The sequence below is a fragment of the Simplicispira sedimenti genome, assembly GCF_022760965.1.
Taxonomy (GTDB): Bacteria; Pseudomonadota; Gammaproteobacteria; order Burkholderiales; family Burkholderiaceae_C; genus Simplicispira; species Simplicispira sedimenti.
In genome coordinates, this window is sequence record NZ_JAKVIJ010000011.1 from 95,124 (window position 1) to 111,531 (window position 16,408).

At 64.7% G+C, this 16,408-nt stretch carries 14 protein-coding genes; 5 read left to right on the forward strand and 9 right to left on the reverse strand.

Features of this window, described 5'->3' with window-relative positions:
• Positions 1–7: 7 nt before the first annotated feature.
• Complete coding sequence (locus MJ602_RS12840) at positions 8–2,107, reverse strand: 3-hydroxyacyl-CoA dehydrogenase NAD-binding domain-containing protein (RefSeq protein WP_243021156.1); 2,100 nt, start codon at positions 2,105–2,107, stop codon at positions 8–10.
• 139 nt (positions 2,108–2,246) lie between these two features.
• Positions 2,247–3,134, reverse strand: a complete 888-nt coding sequence (locus MJ602_RS12845) for a helix-turn-helix domain-containing protein (protein WP_243021157.1) — start codon at positions 3,132–3,134, stop codon at positions 2,247–2,249.
• Positions 3,135–3,276: 142 nt separating this feature from the next.
• Between MJ602_RS12845 and MJ602_RS12850 the strand changes: the two genes are divergently transcribed.
• Genes MJ602_RS12850 through MJ602_RS12865 form a run of 4 tightly spaced genes read left to right on the forward strand, consistent with a single transcriptional unit; the run spans position 3,277 to position 7,470 of the window.
• Positions 3,277–3,984, forward strand: coding sequence for an ABC transporter ATP-binding protein (locus MJ602_RS12850; protein ID WP_243021158.1), 708 nt, complete (start codon positions 3,277–3,279; stop codon positions 3,982–3,984).
• Positions 3,981–5,414: an ABC transporter permease gene (locus tag MJ602_RS12855; protein WP_243021159.1), complete on the forward strand. Its 1,434-nt coding sequence runs from the start codon at positions 3,981–3,983 to the stop codon at positions 5,412–5,414. Before MJ602_RS12850 ends, MJ602_RS12855 begins: the two co-directional genes overlap by 4 nt.
• 23 nt (positions 5,415–5,437) lie before the next feature.
• The gene (locus MJ602_RS12860) at positions 5,438–6,217 is read left to right on the forward strand and encodes an outer membrane lipoprotein-sorting protein (protein WP_243021160.1); all 780 of its coding nucleotides are present in this window, start codon (positions 5,438–5,440) and stop codon (positions 6,215–6,217) included.
• Positions 6,214–7,470 carry a hypothetical protein gene (locus MJ602_RS12865; protein ID WP_243021161.1) on the forward strand — a complete coding sequence of 419 codons (1,257 nt, stop codon included), beginning with the start codon at positions 6,214–6,216 and terminating at the stop codon, positions 7,468–7,470. The genes MJ602_RS12860 and MJ602_RS12865 overlap by 4 nt, the downstream gene beginning before the upstream one ends.
• A 15-nt stretch (positions 7,471–7,485) precedes the next feature.
• On the opposite strand, the gene MJ602_RS12870 is transcribed toward MJ602_RS12865, so the two are convergent.
• The 7 genes from MJ602_RS12870 to MJ602_RS12900 form a co-directional block, all read right to left on the reverse strand.
• Positions 7,486–8,181 (reverse strand): ABC transporter ATP-binding protein, encoded by a 696-nt coding sequence (locus MJ602_RS12870; RefSeq protein ID WP_162016183.1) that lies wholly within the window; start codon positions 8,179–8,181, stop codon positions 7,486–7,488.
• A 1-nt stretch (position 8,182) separates the two neighbouring features.
• Complete coding sequence (locus tag MJ602_RS12875; RefSeq protein WP_162016182.1) at positions 8,183–8,965, reverse strand: ABC transporter ATP-binding protein; 783 nt, start codon at positions 8,963–8,965, stop codon at positions 8,183–8,185.
• Positions 8,966–8,967: 2 nt separating this feature from the next.
• On the reverse strand, positions 8,968–10,287 hold the full coding sequence (locus tag MJ602_RS12880; protein WP_243021162.1) for a branched-chain amino acid ABC transporter permease: 1,320 nt from the start codon (positions 10,285–10,287) through the stop codon (positions 8,968–8,970).
• 4 nt (positions 10,288–10,291) lie between these two features.
• Positions 10,292–11,245, reverse strand: a complete 954-nt coding sequence (locus tag MJ602_RS12885; RefSeq protein ID WP_162016180.1) for a branched-chain amino acid ABC transporter permease — start codon at positions 11,243–11,245, stop codon at positions 10,292–10,294.
• Positions 11,246–11,369: 124 nt separating this feature from the next.
• Positions 11,370–12,605, reverse strand: coding sequence for a branched-chain amino acid ABC transporter substrate-binding protein (locus tag MJ602_RS12890; protein WP_243021163.1), 1,236 nt, complete (start codon positions 12,603–12,605; stop codon positions 11,370–11,372).
• A 132-nt stretch (positions 12,606–12,737) separates the two neighbouring features.
• Entirely contained in the window at positions 12,738–14,375 is a 1,638-nt protein-coding gene (locus MJ602_RS12895) for a 3-(methylthio)propionyl-CoA ligase (RefSeq protein ID WP_243021164.1), read from the reverse strand.
• 42 nt (positions 14,376–14,417) lie between these two features.
• Positions 14,418–15,563 (reverse strand): ABC transporter substrate-binding protein, encoded by a 1,146-nt coding sequence (locus MJ602_RS12900; protein WP_243021165.1) that lies wholly within the window; start codon positions 15,561–15,563, stop codon positions 14,418–14,420.
• A 150-nt stretch (positions 15,564–15,713) separates the two neighbouring features.
• Here MJ602_RS12900 and MJ602_RS12905 point away from each other — a divergent pair, with 150 nt between their 5' ends.
• Entirely contained in the window at positions 15,714–16,400 is a 687-nt protein-coding gene (locus MJ602_RS12905) for a Crp/Fnr family transcriptional regulator (protein WP_243021166.1), read from the forward strand.
• Positions 16,401–16,408 lie beyond the last annotated feature (8 nt).

Genomic DNA, 16,408 nt, shown 5'->3' on the forward strand with positions numbered 1-16,408 from the left:
TGCGCGCTTATTGGAAGGTCTTGCCCTCGGCGGCCAGCTTGGCCAGCAGCGGAGCGGGTTTCCAGAACGCGGCATCGTCCAGCGGGTTCTGTGCAAAGCGCTTCATGGCTTGCACGACGTTGAACAGACCGATCTCGTTGGCGTAGTTCAGCGGGCCGCCACGGTGCACCGGGAAGCCGTAGCCGTAGATGTACACAATGTCGATGTCGCTGGCCTTGTTGGCAATGCCCTCTTCCAGGATGTGGGCGGCCTCGTTGACCAGAGCGAACACCAGGCGCTGCACGATTTCTTCGTCCGAAATCTTGCGCGGGGTGATGCCCAGCGCTGCGCGGTGGTCGGCAATCATCTGCTCCACTTCGGCGTTCGGGATGGCGTCGCGCTTGCCGGGCACGTAGTCGTACCAGCCCTTGCCCACCTTCTGGCCGAAGCGGCCTTTTTCGCACAGCAGGTCGGCGGTCTTGCTGTACTTCATGTCGGGCTTCTCGGTATAGCGGCGCTTGCGGATGGCCCAGCCGATGTCGTTGCCCGCCAGGTCACCCATGCGGAACGGGCCCATGGCCATGCCGAACTTTTCCATGGCCTTGTCCACCTGCTGGGGCGTGCAGCCTTCGTCCAGCAGGAAACCGCCCTGGCGACCGTACTGCTCGATCATGCGGTTGCCGATGAAGCCATCGCACACGCCCGAAACCACGGCAACCTTCTTGATCTTCTTGGCCACAGCCATCACGGTGGCCATCACGTCCTTGGCTGTGGCTTCGCCACGCACCACTTCGAGCAGCTTCATCACGTTGGCGGGGCTGAAGAAGTGCAGGCCCACCACGTCCTGCGGACGCTGGGTGAAGTGGGCGATCTTGTTCACGTCCAGCGTGGAGGTGTTGGAGGCCAGGATGGCACCGGGCTTCATCACGGCGTCGAGCTGCTTGAACACCGCTTCCTTCACGCCCAGTTCCTCGAACACGGCCTCGATGACGAGGTCGGCGTCCTTCAGATCGGCGTAGTCCAGCGTGGTGGACAGCAAGGCCATGCGCTGTTCGTACTTGTCCTGCTTGAGCTTCTTCTTGGCCACCTGGGCTTCGTAATTCTTGCGGATGGTGGCGATGCCACGGTCCAGCGCCTCCTGCTTCATCTCCAGCATCTTGACGGGGATGCCGGCGTTCAGGAAGTTCATGGCAATGCCGCCGCCCATGGTGCCGGCGCCTATCACGGCCACGGCCTTGATGTCGCGCTTGGGGGTGTCGGAGGGCACGTCAGGGATCTTGCTCGCGGCGCGCTCGGCCAGGAACAGGTGGCGCAGCGAGCGCGACTCGGCCGTCCACATCAGGTTGATGAAGATCTCGCGCTCAACGGCCATGCCATCGGCAAACTTCTTCTTGGTCGCGGCCTCCACGGCATCCACGCACTTGGCGGGCGCAGGGAAGTTCTTGCTCATGCCCTTGACCATGTTGCGCGCGAACTGGAAGTACGCATCACCCTCGGGGTGCTTGCAAGGCAGGTTGCGCACCAGCGGCAGCGGGCGCACGTCGGCCACGCTCTGCGCGAAGGCCAGGGCCTCGGCGGCCAGCGCTTCGGGCGAATCCACTAGCTTGTCGAACAGCTTCTGGCCCGGCAGCATGGCCAGCATTTCACTCTTGATGGCTTCGCCGCTGACGATCATGTTCAGGGCCGCTTCCACGCCAATGACGCGGGGCAGACGCTGCGTGCCGCCCGCACCGGGCAGGATGCCCAGCTTGACCTCGGGCAGCGCAATGCTGCAACCCGGTGCCGCCACACGGTAATGGCAACCCAGGGCCAGTTCCAGGCCGCCGCCCATGGCCACGCTGTGGATGGCAGCCACCACGGGCTTGCTGGCATTCTCAATGGCTGCAATCACGGAATTGAGATTGGGCTCCTGCATCGCCTTGTCGGTGCCGAACTCCTTGATGTCCGCCCCGCCCGAGAACGCCCCCCCGGCGCCGGTGATGACGATGGCCTTGACGGCGGCATCCTGCTGCGCCTTGTCCAGGCCGTCCACAATGCCCTGGCGGGTAGAAAGACCCAGGCCGTTGACAGGCGGATTGGCCAGCGTGATCACGGCGACGCTGCCGTGGACTTTGTATTCAGCGGTCATGCTGTTGTTCCTTGGAAAGTGGAAAAAGAACGGTCGTGCGATTTTTATTGTAGGGGCAGACCGCGCTTTGACCAGAGGTCTATGTCTCTATTGGGACAAATGCCACCAGGCGACGCCCAAACGCCCAGGGGCAAACGGCCTATTCCAAGGAGGCCCCGACCCCAAAAGCCCACAGCCGGTACGCCCAGAAGCTTTCCTCGCTCTGCATCAGGCGATACAGCTCGCCCGGTGCGTAGCCGGTGATGCGCCGGGACTCGCGGCACATGTGGGCCTGGTCGGCGTAGCCGCTGGCCTGGGCGATGTCGCCCCAATGCACGGCGCCGTCCTGGTGCGCCTGTGCGCCTTCGAAGAAGGCGCGCTCCGAGCGGCCCAGGCCGTGCAGGTTGCGCTGCGTTTGCCCGGTCCATTGCTTGATGCGGCGTTCTGCCTGGCGCAGGCTGCGGCCCAGGCCCGAGCTGGCGGCGCGCAGGGCCACGCTGCGCGACCAGTCGGTGAGACGGTGGCTGTGCAGCGCCGATGCGGGCCGCGACTGCTGCCAGCGGGGCAGCAAGAAGGCTTCGACCAGGGCCACGCGCTGATCGTCGTTGTCGGCCTGCGCCACCTGGGCAAACAGGGCCTGCCAGTCGGCATCAAAGACTTCTTCGGCCGGGACGATGCGATCCAGCAGCGCGGCCGTGTCCAGGCCCGTCATGTGCGCCAGCGCATCGGGCATGAGCAGCACCATGAAGGCATGCATGGGGCCGGGGTTCCAACTCGTGGTGGGCCGGGTGAAGGGGCCGCACAGCGTGGCCGCAGCAATGGGCGCACGCGGGCTGTGGGGCAGTGGCGGCGCGCCGGGTTCCAGCACCTGGCATTCGCCCCGCAGGTACCACAGCAGCGCGCACGTAGGGGCCACTGGCATGTGGTTGTAGCGCTGCGGTTCATCCAGCGCCACCGACAGCGTATCGCGCGCCATCACCCCGCGCACGCAGGACGCCAGGGCGCTGCGCGGCAGCCACAGCTCGGAGCGCGCATCGCTGTAGGTCATGGCGGGCTCACGGGGCCAGGGCGGGATTTTGTGAAAGTGGTGATAGGGGGCGCGTGCCGTGTGCGGCGGTGTCGCAATCATTCAATACACCCCATGGGCTTGGTTTTTACGATAGGCGCCATGCATTGAAAAGGGAGTGTTCATGTACCCAGTGAGTTTACGCAACGTGGGCAAAACATACCGGCTGGACACCGTGACGGTTCCCGCCCTGAGCGCAGTGAGCATCGATATCCGGCCGGGCCGCTTCACCGTGCTGTGCGGCCCCTCGGGCAGCGGCAAGACCACGCTGCTCAACATGATGGGCTGCATCGACCGGCCCGATGCAGGCGAAATCCAGGTCGATGGCCAGGCCGTGCAGGCCATGACGGACGATGCGCTGTCGGACTTTCGCGCACGGCGCATCGGGTTCGTGTTTCAGAACTTCAACCTGCTGCCGGTACTGACCGCCTTTGAGAATGTGGAATACCCGCTGGTGCTGGCCGCAGTACCGGCTGCCCAACGCAAAGAGCGAGTGCGCACGCTGCTGGACGCCGTGGGCCTGGCAGACCGCGCAGGCAACCGCCCAGGGCAACTGTCGGGCGGGCAGCGCCAGCGCGTGGCCATTGCCCGGGCCCTTGCCACCGAACCGGCCTTGGTGCTGGCCGACGAGCCCACCGCCAACCTCGACAGCCAGACCGGCGCCGAGATCATTGCCCTGATGCGCCGCCTGCAGCGCGAGCGCGGGGCGAGCTTTGTGTTCTCGTCGCACGACCCCATGGTGCTGGCCCAGGCCGACGACGTGGTGCGCATCCGCGATGGCCGCATCGACGCCATCGAGCACCGGGACACCAGCGCGGAGGTGGCCGCATGAACCTCTGGATGCTCGCCCTGCGCAACCTGCTGCGCAACCGCCGCCGCTCCCTGGCCACCCTGCTGGCCATGGTGGTGGGGCTTACCGCCATCCTGCTGTTTGGCGGCTACCGTTCCAACATCCTGTATGGCATGGAGACCGGCTTTGTCCAATTCAGCGGCCACCTGCAGGTGCAGCGGCGCGGCTATTTTGTGGATGGGGGCGACAACCCCACGGCCTACGGCATTGCGGGCTACCAGCGCGTCATCGACGCCATCAGCGGCGACCCCGAACTGGCGCCCCTGCTGCGCGTGGTGACACCCACACTGCAACTGGGCGGCATTGCGGGGCACATGGAGTCGGGGCACACGCGCTCGGTGCTGGCCCAGGGGCTGGTGGCACCAGACATCAACCGCCTGATGCAATGGAACGACTACGGCATGGTCAGCTACGCCCAGCCCCTGGCGCTGGAGGGCACGGCGCCCCATGCCGCCGTCATAGGCACCGGCGTGGCGCGCAAGCTGCAACTGTGCGCAGCGCTGCAAGTGCCACACTGCACCAATGCCAGCACCAATGCCAGCACCAATGCCTACACCAGCGCCCGCACTTCTGCAGCAGTGCAGGCGCCCGAAGCCCCCGCCGTGCCCGACGATGTGGCCGCGCTCTCGGCCCTGGAACGCAGCCCAGATGCCGAGCGCCCGCCCACCCGCATCGAAATGCTGGTGGCCACCGCCAAGGGTGCCCCCAATGTGGCCAGCCTGCAGGCCATCAAGGCCGTGAACCTGGGCATCAAGGCGATTGACGACATGTACCTGGCGATGCACCTGCCGCAAGCCCAGCGCCTGCTGTACGGCACGCAAGCACCCGAGGTCACGTCCATCGTGGTGCAACTGCAGCACACCGCGCAGATGCCTGCGGCCCGCGCACGGCTGCACGCCTTGCTGGCGCAGGACTTTGCCGCGCAAGACCTGGAGGTGCTGGACTTTCGCATGCTGAACCCGATGTTTGGGCAGACCGATGAGTTCATGGCCTCCATGTTCGGCTTCATCGCGCTGCTGATTGCGGTGATCGTGCTGTTCACCATTGCAAACACCATGGGCACGGCGGTGGTGGAGCGCACCGTGGAGATTGGCACCCTGCGAGCCATGGGCCAGCGCTGCAGCGGCATCCGCCGCCTGTTCCTGTGCGAAGCCCTGCTGCTGGGTGCGGCGGGCACGGTGCTGGGCCTGCTGGCCACGGCCGTGGTGGCCTGGGCCATCAACCACAGCGGCTGGACCTGGACGCCGCCGGGCTATTCGTATGCCTATCTGGTGCTGGTGCGGGTGTGGCAAGACCTGCCCTTGCTGGCAGGCAGCATCGTGGGCATGCTGGCGGTCACCCTGGCCTCGGCTTGGTGGCCCGCACGGCGCGCAGCGCGCATGGACATCGTGGACGCGCTGCGCCACGCCTGAAACCCGTCAGATCAAGGCATACCATGCAACGACGTTCACTTCTTACCTTCTCTCTGGCCGCACTGACCGCATGGCACACCCATGCCTGGGCCGGACCCGATCCCCAGGCCGTTCTGGCGGCCAGTGATGCGATCCGCAACCCGGATTTTTCCTTTGGGTTGGTCAATACCCTGGTCGAATACCGCCAGGGTCGGCAGACCGACAGCAGCCAGCTCGCCGTGTACTCCCGGCCCGACGCGGTGGGCGGGCAATTCCGCAGTCTGGTGCGCTACCTGGCCCCGGCACGCGATGTGGGCAAGCTCATTCTCTACAACGGCAAGGACCTGTGGTTCTATGACCCTGCCAGCCAGGGCAGCATTCGCCTGTCACCCCAGCAGCGCCTGTTGGGCCAGGCGTCCAACGGCGATGTGGTCACCACCAACTTCGCACGCGACTACCGTGCCACCAATGCGGTGGAAGACACCACACAGGACGGTGACCGCAAGCCACGCCAGTGCCTGAAACTCGAGCTGCAAGCCCAGGGCCCCGACGCCCACTATCCACGCGTCGAGATGTGGGTCGATGCCAGCAACCACCGGCCCGTCAAGGCACGCTTCTATGCCGACACGGGCGCCTTGCTCAAGACGGCGTACTACCGACGCTACGAAAACGCCTTTGGCACCGAGCGCCCCACGGAAACCGTGATCATCGACGGGCTGGACCCCAGTTGGGTCACGGTGATGCGTTACTCACAATGGGAACGCCGCGAGGTGCCGCAAGCCTGGCTGCAACGCGACTACCTGCCCCGGTTCAGGCCCGAATGATGCGCTGGATCGCCATTGTTCTACCGATGCTCTGCGGCTTGCCCGCACTGGCAGACGACGCAGAATCCGACGCACTGCGGCTGGCCGACGACACCCCGGCCGCCGCCACCGAAGCACGCCCCTGGCAGGCCCATGCCGAACTTGCTGCCGGGGCCGCCTGGCCGCAGACCGGTGGTGCTGCGCAGAACGACACCCGCCTCAGCCTGGACTGGCGGCTGGAGCCCAGAGCCAGCGGCCCCTGGCAACTGCGGGCTGCGGGTCGGCTGGATGTGCGCTCGCGCCCTGCACCCATGCAAGAACACACCGTGCACACCCTGAAGGACGCCGTGTTGGGCTACACCGCGAGCACGCAGGTGCTGGTGGAGGCGGGGCGCATCCGGCTGCGCCAGGGGGTGGCGCTGGGCTACAACCCGACCGATTTTTTCCGTGATGGATCGGTGCGCTCGGAAGTGTCCATGGATCCCGCCAGCCTGCGCGAAAACCGCCAGGGCAGCGGCATGGTGCGCGTGCAGCAACTGGGGGCCGACGGCGCATGGCAGTTCGCCTACTCGCCTCGCCTCGAGCAGCGCAAGCCAGCCCCGAGTGGTTGGCACCCGGACTGGGGCGCCACCAACCACCAGCACCGCGCGCTGCTGGCCTTTGCTCCCCGCTGGGGCGAATCCCTCAGCGCCCAAGGACTGCTGCACCTGCGCCAAGGGCACAGCGCGCAATGGGGACTGAACCTTTCCGGACTGGTGGATCAGGCCACCGTGGCGCATCTGGAATGGGCTGCCGGCCAGACCCACACGCAGTGGCACGAGGCACTGGACCTGCCCGGCCCCCAGCGCTGGCGCCACCGGCTGGCAGCCGGTGCCACACACACCACCCGCCACAAACTCACGCTGACGGCAGAACTGCACTACAACGGCACGGCCCCAGGGCGCAGCGCCTGGCAGGCCCTGCGCGGCGAGCCGCTGCCCACCTACCTGCAGTACCGTGCCTGGAGCTTGCAGGCCCTGGAGCCCCCCACACGCTGGGCGCTGTTCTTCCATGCCACCTGGAAAGACGCGCTCATGCCCGGCCTGGACCTCAGCAGCCTGTGGCACCTGGACCGGGTGGACGCCAGCCGCCGCTTCTGGCTGGAAGCCCGGTACCGGGGCAAGGCGTTCGATGTGGCGCTGCAGTGGCAGCGCAACCATGGCGCCCCTCTGAGCCAGTTTGGTCTCTGGCCGGCCGCACGGCGGTGGGAGCTCAGCGTGCGGCGCTATTTCTGACGTTGTACGGCCTCGTCAGACCTCCAGCCACTCCTTGCGCACGTAGCTGTTGGCGCGCAGTTCATCGGGGGTACCCTGGAACACGATGCTGCCATGGCCCATGACCAGGGTGCGGTCGGAGATGTCCATGGCGATGGTGAGCTTCTGCTCGATCAGCAACACCGACACGCCGCGGTCCTTGATTTTTTTCAGGTACTGGCCTACCAGCTCGACGATCTTGGGCGCCAAGCCCTCGGTGGGTTCGTCGATGATGATGAAGTCCGGGTCGCCCATGAGCGTGCGGCACAGGGTGAGCATCTGCTGCTCACCGCCCGACATGACTCCTGCCTCGATGTTGCGACGCTCCTTGAGGCGCGGGAACATGTCGTACATGTCGTCGAACGACCAGCGGCTGCCCTTGCCGCTGCCCTTCTGGCCCAGCAGCAGGTTCTGGTGCACCGTGAGGTTGGGGAACACGTCGCGGCTCTCGGGCACGTAGCCCAGGCCCAGGTGGGCAATTTCGTAGGCCTTTTTGCCGTTGAGGTTCTGGCCCTTCCATTGCAGGGTGCCCTCCCAGTCCACCAGGCCCATGATGGCCTTGGCAGTAGTGGAGCGGCCCGAGCCGTTGCGGCCCAGCAGGGCAACGATCTCGCCCGGCTGCACATCGAAGGTAACGCCATGCAGCACATGGCTTTTGCCATAGTAGGCGTGAAGATTCTCAATATGCAGCATGTCAGTGTCCTCCCGCCTGCGCATCGGCCACGGCGGAGCCCAGGTAGGCCTCTTGCACGCGCTGGTTGGCGCGCACCTTCTCGGGGGTGTCAAAGGCAATCACCTCGCCATACACCACGACGGCGATCTTGTCAGCCAGGCCAAACACCACGCCCATGTCGTGCTCCACGGTCAGCAGTGTGCGGCCTTCGGTCACCTCCTTGATGAGGTGGATGAAGCGCGTGGTCTCGCTGCGGCTCATGCCGGCAGTGGGTTCGTCGAGCAGGATGACCCTGGCGCCACCGGCGATGGTGATGCCGATCTCCAGCGCGCGCTGCTCGGCGTAGGTGAGGTTGACCGCCAGCGTGTCGCGCTTCTTCTCCAGCTTGATCATTTCCATGAGCTGCTTGGCACGCTCGTTGGCGTCATCCAGCCCCGAGAGAAAACGCAGGAACGTGTACTTGTAGCCCATGCTCCAGAGCACACCGCAGCGCAGGTTCTCGAACACGCTGAGGTTGGGGAAGATGTTGGTGATCTGGAAGCTGCGCGAGAGGCCCATGCGGTTGATCTCGAAGGGCTTCTTGCCGTCGATGCGCTGGCCGCCCAGCAGCACCTCGCCGCTGGTGGGCGCGAAGCGCCCGCTGATGAGGTTGAACAGCGTGGACTTGCCCGCACCGTTGGGGCCGATGATGGCCACGCGCTCGCCCGCCTTCACGGCCAGGTTGGCGCCGCGGATGATTTCTGTCTTGCCGAAGCACTTGCGCAGGTCGCGCAGCTCCAGTGCATAAGTGGTGTCATGCGCCATGGTCACAGCGCCTCCCCACGCTTGATTTCATGTTCGATCTGCTCCTGAATTTGCCCCCACTGGTGCCGGAACTGGCGTCGGCACAGCTCGAACATGCCCAGCCCGGTCAGCATCACAAAGGCGGCGCCAAACCAGCTGGTCAGCCCCTTGGCATTGATGGTGGCACCCATGAAGGTCATCTCTGACCCCAAAGCCGCGTTGAGTTGCAGGTGGTAGGTCATCTCGACCATGCAGGCCGCGCCCAGCAAGGCCACCAGGGCGGTGCCGCCCAGGCCCAGGTACGAAGGCCACAGGCGACCCAGCTTGCCGTACTTGGCCACACGCAGGTTCATCATGATCAGACTGGCCACACCACCAGGGGCGTACATCACCATGAACAAGAACACCAGACCCAGGTACAACAGCCAGGCCTTGGTCAGCTCGGACAGCAGCACCGACGCCAGCACCAGCAGCACCGCACCGATGATGGGGCCGAAGAAGAACGTGGCCCCACCCAGGAAGGTGAACAGCAGATATCCGCCCGAACGGATCACGCTCACGCTGTCGGCGGCGGTGATGATCTCGAAGTTGATGGCCGTCAGCCCCCCGCCAATGCCGGCAAAGAACCCGGCGATGATGAAGGCGAGGTAGCGCACTTTTTGCGTGTTGTAGCCAATGAACTCGGCGCGCTCGGGGTTGTCGCGCACGGCATTGAGCATGCGGCCCAGCGGCGTGCCGGTGAAGGCAAACATGGCCGCCGTGCATACAAAGCAGTACACCGCGATCAGGTAGTACACCTGGATGCCCGGACCAAAGTTAATGCCGAAGAACGATGTGCCGTACACCCGGTCGGTGGTGATGCCGCCCTCGCCGCCAAAGAACTCGGGGAACATCAGCGCCATGGCGGCCACCAACTCGCCCACGCCCAGGGTGATCATGGCGAAGGTGGTGCTGGCCTTTTTGGTGGTGACGTAACCCAGCAAGATGGCAAAGAACATGCCTGCCAGCCCGCCGACCAAGGGAATCAGGACCAGCGGAATGGGCAGACTGCCCTTGCTGGCCAGGTTCATGGCGTGGATGGCGATGAACGAGCCCAGGCCGGTATAGACCGCATGGCCGAAGCTCAGCATGCCGCCCTGCCCCAGCAGCATGTTGTAGCTCAGGCAGATGATGATGAGGTAGCCGATCTGCGAGAGCATGGTCAGCGCCAGGCTGCTGGTGAACAGGTGCGGTGCCACGATGAGCAGCAGCGCAAACATCCCCCAGATGACGATGCGGCCCACATTCCAGGGCTTGAAACGGTAGTACGCCGTGGGCGTGGTGGTTGCAGTGTTGGAAGTCATGGCGTCAGTCCTCCCGCGTGCCCAGCAGGCCCTTGGGGCGGAAGATCAATATCAATACCAGGAACAGGTAGGGCAGGATCGGTGCCACCTGCGATACGGTGAGCTTGAGCACCGGCCAGCCAAAGGTTTCTTCGGTCACCGTCATGCCCAAGGCCTGCAGGCCGGTGGCCAGCGACTGGTCAATGGCCACGGCAAAGGTTTGCACCACGCCGATGAGCAGCGAGGCCAGAAAGGCCCCCGCCAGCGACCCCATGCCGCCGACCACGACCACCACGAAGATGATGGAACCCACCGAAGCCGCCATGGCAGGCTCGGTCACGTAGGTGTTGCCGCCGATCACGCCGGCCAGCCCGGCCAGCGCACAGCCACCGCCGAACACCAGCATGAAAACGCGCGGCACGTTGTGGCCCAGGGCCTGCACCATCTCGGGGTGCTTGAGTGCCGCCTGGATCACCAGGCCGATGCGGGTGCGCGTGAGCAGCAGCCACACAGACAGCAACATCAGCAGCGCCACCAGCATGACGAAGGAACGCGATTTGGGAAACTGCGTGTTGAACAGCGTGAACAACGGCCCCTGCAGTTGCTCGGGCAGGCCATAAGGCACCGTCGAGCGGCCCCAGACAAGCTGCACCAGTTCCAGAATCAGGTACGACAGCCCGAAAGTGACCAACAGCTCGGGCACATGGCCGAACTTGTGCACCCGGCGCAGGCTGTAGCGCTCGAACAGTGCCCCCAGCGCACCCACCGCCAGTGGCGCCAGCACCAACGCAGGCCAGAAGCCCACCAACCCCGACAGCGTGTAGGCAAAGTAGGCCCCCAGCATGTAGAAGCTGGTGTGCGCAAAGTTGAGCACACCCATCATGCTGAAGATCAGCGTGAGGCCCGAGCTGAGCATGAACAGCAGCAGGCCGTAGCTCATGCCGTTGAGCATGGAGATGACAAAAAATTCAAGATTCATCGCAGTTACCGCTACACCGAGTCAAAAAAAGAGGCCCGAGGGGCGTCGGGCCTCTTGCCAAGGCAACGCTGAACAGGTTCCACGCAGATGGCGTGGACGCGACCAGCGCCGCCCCAGGGCGCGATCAGGAAGGACGCTTCATCTGGCACGAAGTGGGCGTGCTGGCCACATAGGGCTCGTAGTACTTGACCGGGACAAAGGTGTAGCCCGTGCTTTCGGAATCGAGCGGGTTCTTGCCGCCGGCCTTTTCCCACTTGGAGATGAACAGGCCCTGCTGGAGCTGGTGGTCGGTCTTGCGCATCTCGACTTCACCGTTGAAGCTCTTGAACTTCATGCCTTCCAACACCGCGGCCACCTTGACCGGATCGGTGGTCTTGGCCTTGGCAAAGGCTTCCGACAGCATGGAGTAGGCGTGGTACACGGCGCCGGTGTACATGTCGTCGTTGAACTTCTTCTTGTAGTCCACCACGATCTGGTTCAGCGGGCCGGGCAGGTTCATGTGCGCGTAGGCCACCATGTACACACGGCCTGCGGCCGCAGAACCCATGGCCGTGGGCGTGCCAGTGACCGAGCCGTAGTAGGTGAAGAAGTTGACGTTGTTCAGACCCGCATCGTTGGCGGCCTTGACCAGCAGCGCCAGGTCGGAACCCCAGTTGCCGGTGATCACGGTATCGGCGCCCGAGGCCTTGATCTTGGCGATGTAGGGCGCAAAGTCACGCACCTGCGCCAGGGGGTGCAGGTCGTCGCCCACCACCTGCACATCAGGACGCTTGCGCTTGAGCATTTCCTTGGCGAACTTGGACACCTGGTGGCCGTGCGCATAGTTCTGGTTGATCAGATAGACCTTCTTGACCTCGGGAATGTCCTTCATGTAGGTCGTCAGGGCTTCCATCTTCATGGAGGTGTCGGCATCCAGGCGGAAGTGCCAGTAGCTGCACTTGCTGTTGGTCAGGTCAGGGTCCACGGCGGCGTAGTTGAGGTACAGCACCTCTTTGCCGGGGTTGCGGGCGTTGTGCTTTTCCAGCGCGTCGATGATGGCCAGGGCCGGGCCGGAGCCGTTGCCCTGCACCACGTAGCGCACGCCCTGGTCGATGGCCGAGCGCAGGGCGCTGCTGGTCTCCTGCGGGCTGAGCTTGTTGTCGATGCCGATGATCTCGAACTTCACGCCCGCAGCGTTCTTCTTGTTGAACTCTTCAGCGAGAAACTGAAAACTCTTGAGCTGGTTGGTGCCGACCGCAGCCATCAGGCCAGACAGCGGGTCCATCCAGGCGATCTTGACGGTTTCACCCTTTTGAGCAAATGCAGCGCCAGCGCTTACCAGCATTACGGAAGCAGCTACGGTTTTAATAGCAAATTTCATGTTTTCAGTCTCCGGTTGAATCGATGGATGCAGCGTACAGTGTTGCGCTGCGGCATTGCTCAGGGATTGCCCCTAGCCCCTATCGCACATGTGACTGGCACGGCCGACCCCCGTGGCCGCGCCAGTCCTGAATCACAGGCCGGGGAGCCTGTAATCCTTGAGCTGCTCGCGCAGCCGGGTCTTGAGCATCTTGCCGGTGGCACCCAGCGGAATGGCATCGACAAACACCACGTCGTCCGGGATCTGCCACTTGGCGGTCTTGCCCTCGTAGAACTTCAGCAACTCCTCGCGCGTGATTTCAGCGCCAGGCTTCTTCACCACCACCACGATGGGGCGCTCGTCCCACTTGGGATGGGGCATGCCCACGCAGGCCGACATGGCGATGGCCGGGTGGGCCATGGCGATGTTTTCAATGTCAATGGAGCTGATCCACTCGCCGCCCGACTTGATCACGTCCTTGCTGCGGTCGGTGATCTGCATGAAGCCGTCGGCGTCGATGGTGGCCACGTCCCCGGTGGGGAACCAGCCCCGGCCCTGGGCGTCCTTGATGAGCGGACTCTCGCCCTTGTAGTAGGTGTCCAGAATCCAGGGGCCACGCACCAACAGGTCGCCATAGGTCTTGCCATCCCAGGGCAGCTCGTTGCCGTCGCCGTCGATGATCTTCATGTCCACGCCAAAGATGGCGCGGCCCTGCTTCTGGCGCACCTTCATCTGCTCGTCCTTGGACAGGCCCAGCTGCTTGTTCTTGAGCGTGCACAGCGTGCCCAGCGGGCTCATCTCGGTCATGCCCCAGGCGTGCAGCACCTCCACACCGTACTCTTCCTGGAAGGCCGTGATCATGGCGGGCGGGCAGGCCGAGCCGCCAATGACCGTTCGCTTGAGCGAGGAGAACTTCAGCCCTGCAGGCTTGATGTGGCCCAGCAGCATCTGCCAGACCGTGGGCACGCCCGCAGCGTAGCTGACCTGCTCGGCCTCCATCAGCTCGTACACCGACTTGCCGTCCAGCGCCGGCCCAGGGAACACCAGCTTGCAGCCCGTGAGTGCTGCCGAATAGGGAATGCCCCAAGCGTTGACGTGGAACATGGGCACCACCGGCAGCACGGCGTCGCGTGCCGACAGACACATCACATCGGGCAGCGCTGCCGCGTAGGCGTGCAGCACGGTAGAACGGTGGCTGTACAGCGCAGCCTTGGGGTTGCCCGTGGTGCCGCTGGTGTAGCACATGCTGGAAGCGCTGTTTTCGTCGAACGACGGCCAGTCATAGCTGCTGGCATAGGCGCTGATCCAGCTCTCGTAGCTGACCAGGCCGGGAACGCCGCTGTCCTGCGGGAGCTTGTCGGGATCGCACAGCGCCACCCATTTCTTGACCGTGGGGCACTTGGCGTGCACCGCCTGCACCAGCGGCAGGAAGGTGAGGTCAAAGCACAGCACCTGGTCTTCGGCGTGGTTCACGATCCAGGCAATCTGCTCGGGGTGCAAGCGCGGGTTGATGGTGTGCAGCACGCGACCCGAGCCGCTCACGCCGAAATACATCTCCATGTGGCGGTAGCCGTTCCAGGCCAGGCTGGCCACGCGGTCACTGAACTGCAGGCCCTGCGCATCCAGGGCATTGGCCAGCTGGCGCGAGCGCGCCGCAAGCTCTTTGTAGGTGTAGCGGTGGATGTCACCCTCCACCCGGCGCGAGACGATCTGCCCGTCGCCATGGTGCCGCTCGGCAAACTCGATCAGCGACGAAATCAGCAACGGCTGGCTCTGCATCAAACCCAACATGTGTACTCCTTTGTGTAGCAATCAAATAACCCACGCACCATCCTAACGGGTGAACCGCTCGCCCTTGCCGATGATGGTCAAATCCACAAACCTTGATCCCTGGCGCACGCCTTTGCCGTAGTCCAGTTCGAAGCCTCCCAGGTCGTAGTGGCGCAGGGACTCCAGCGCCTGGAGGAATCGCGGCCTGGTCAGATCGCGACCCGCGCGCTTGAGCCCCTCGACCACCAGGCGCGCATTCATGTAGGCCTCCAGCCCGATGAAGGACACATGCTGACCGAACCCTGCCGCCTGCAGTGCCGTGCGGTACTCGCGCGCCAGGGGCAGGCTCTGGCTCCACGGAAACGGCACCACCGAGGCGACCACCACCCCCACGCCGTCCTCCCCCAGCGCACGCAGGGTCGCCTGCGTACCCATGACCGAGAGCGTGTAGAACCGTGCCCCCCGGCTGTGCTTGCGGTAGGCCTTGATGAAGCTGACCGTGGGCGCCCCGGCAGTGATCAGGATGATGGCCGTGGGATCGGCAGCCACCAGCGCGGCAACGGCCTGGGCCACATCGGATGAATCGGCCTGGACGGGCGCGTCGGCATGGAGCTTCTGCCCGCGCTTGTCCATGGCCTTGCGCACGCCCGCCAGGCCATCCTTGCCAAACGCGTTGTTCACCCACAGCACGGCAATGCGCGGCACACCGATGGTGGTCAGGTGCTGCACAAGCTTGTCCACCTCGTCCCCGTAGCTGGCGCGCAGGTTGAACACGTGGTCCAGGCCGGGGGCGCGCACCAGGTCGGCGCCCGTGAATGGCGTGATCAAAGGCACCGCAGGGCTTTCCTGGGCCAGCAGGGGCAAGGCCGCAGCAACGTTGGCCGTGCCGGTGAGGTTGAACAAGGCAAACACCCCATCCTGGCCCAGCATTTTGCGCAGGTTGTTGACGGTGTTTTCGGGCTTGTAGCCGTCGTCCTCGGTCAGTATGCGAATGCGCCGCCCGTGGATGCCACCCTGGGCATTGACGGCATCGAAGCAGGCCTTGCTGGCGTTGACGATATCGGGCGCCATCTCGGCCAGCGGCCCCGACAGATCCAGAGACTGGCCCAGCAAGATTTCGCCGTCCGTCACCCCCGCAGCAGCATGCGCCGCGCCCCAGGGCGCCACAGCGGCCACACCCAGCGCCCCCAGAAACTCTCGCTTGTTCACATCGGTCTCCCTGAGTCACACCCAGGCCTTGCAAGGCCCAACGGGGCGCAGTGTCGCGCCCGCTCCCTGCGCTGCCAACACCTGTCGCCACGCAGACAACTGCCCAGGGTTTTCCCGATCGCGCCCCCGCAGAACTGCGAAAATGGCTGCATGTTCTGCGTTGCCCACCCTGCCGAGCGCTTCATTTGCAGCCAGCCCTGGTATCCCAGCCTGCCCGCAACGCTGCAGGAAGCGGTGCGCAGCGGCGTGTACCAAACAGAAGGCGCCAAAGGCGAGGTCATGCTGCCGGTCGGCTCGCAGGTCGAGGGCTGGCACGCTGTGCTCCAGGGGCTGGTGACCCTGCGCAGCCCCGCATGCAAGGCACGCACTTCGGCCTTCATAGGTATTCCGGACGGCGAATGGTTTGGCGAGGGCTCTGCGCTCAAGGCCGAAGCACGCAAGTACGAGGTGGTGGCACTGCGCCCTACGTCCTTGCTGTGCCTGCCCCTGCCGCTGTTCCACACGCTGCGCGACACCAGCCTGGCGTTCAACCAGTTCCTGGTGCAGCACATGAACCTGCGCCTGGGCCAGGCCATGGCCATCATCGAGGCCGGCCGCATACGCTCGCCCGAACACCGTGTGGCGCTGTACCTCAGTCGCCTGTTCTGGCGCAGCACGCGCAGGCTGAATCTCACCCAAGAGGAGCTGGGACAGCTGGCCGGGCTCTCACGCCAGACCGTCAACCGCGTGCTGCAGGCACTGGAGGCCGCAGGCATCGTGACGCTGGATTTCGGCCGTGTGGCCATCGTGGACGATGAGGCGCTGAACGCCCACCTGGCCGCCACGGCATTGGCCTGACTGCAGGC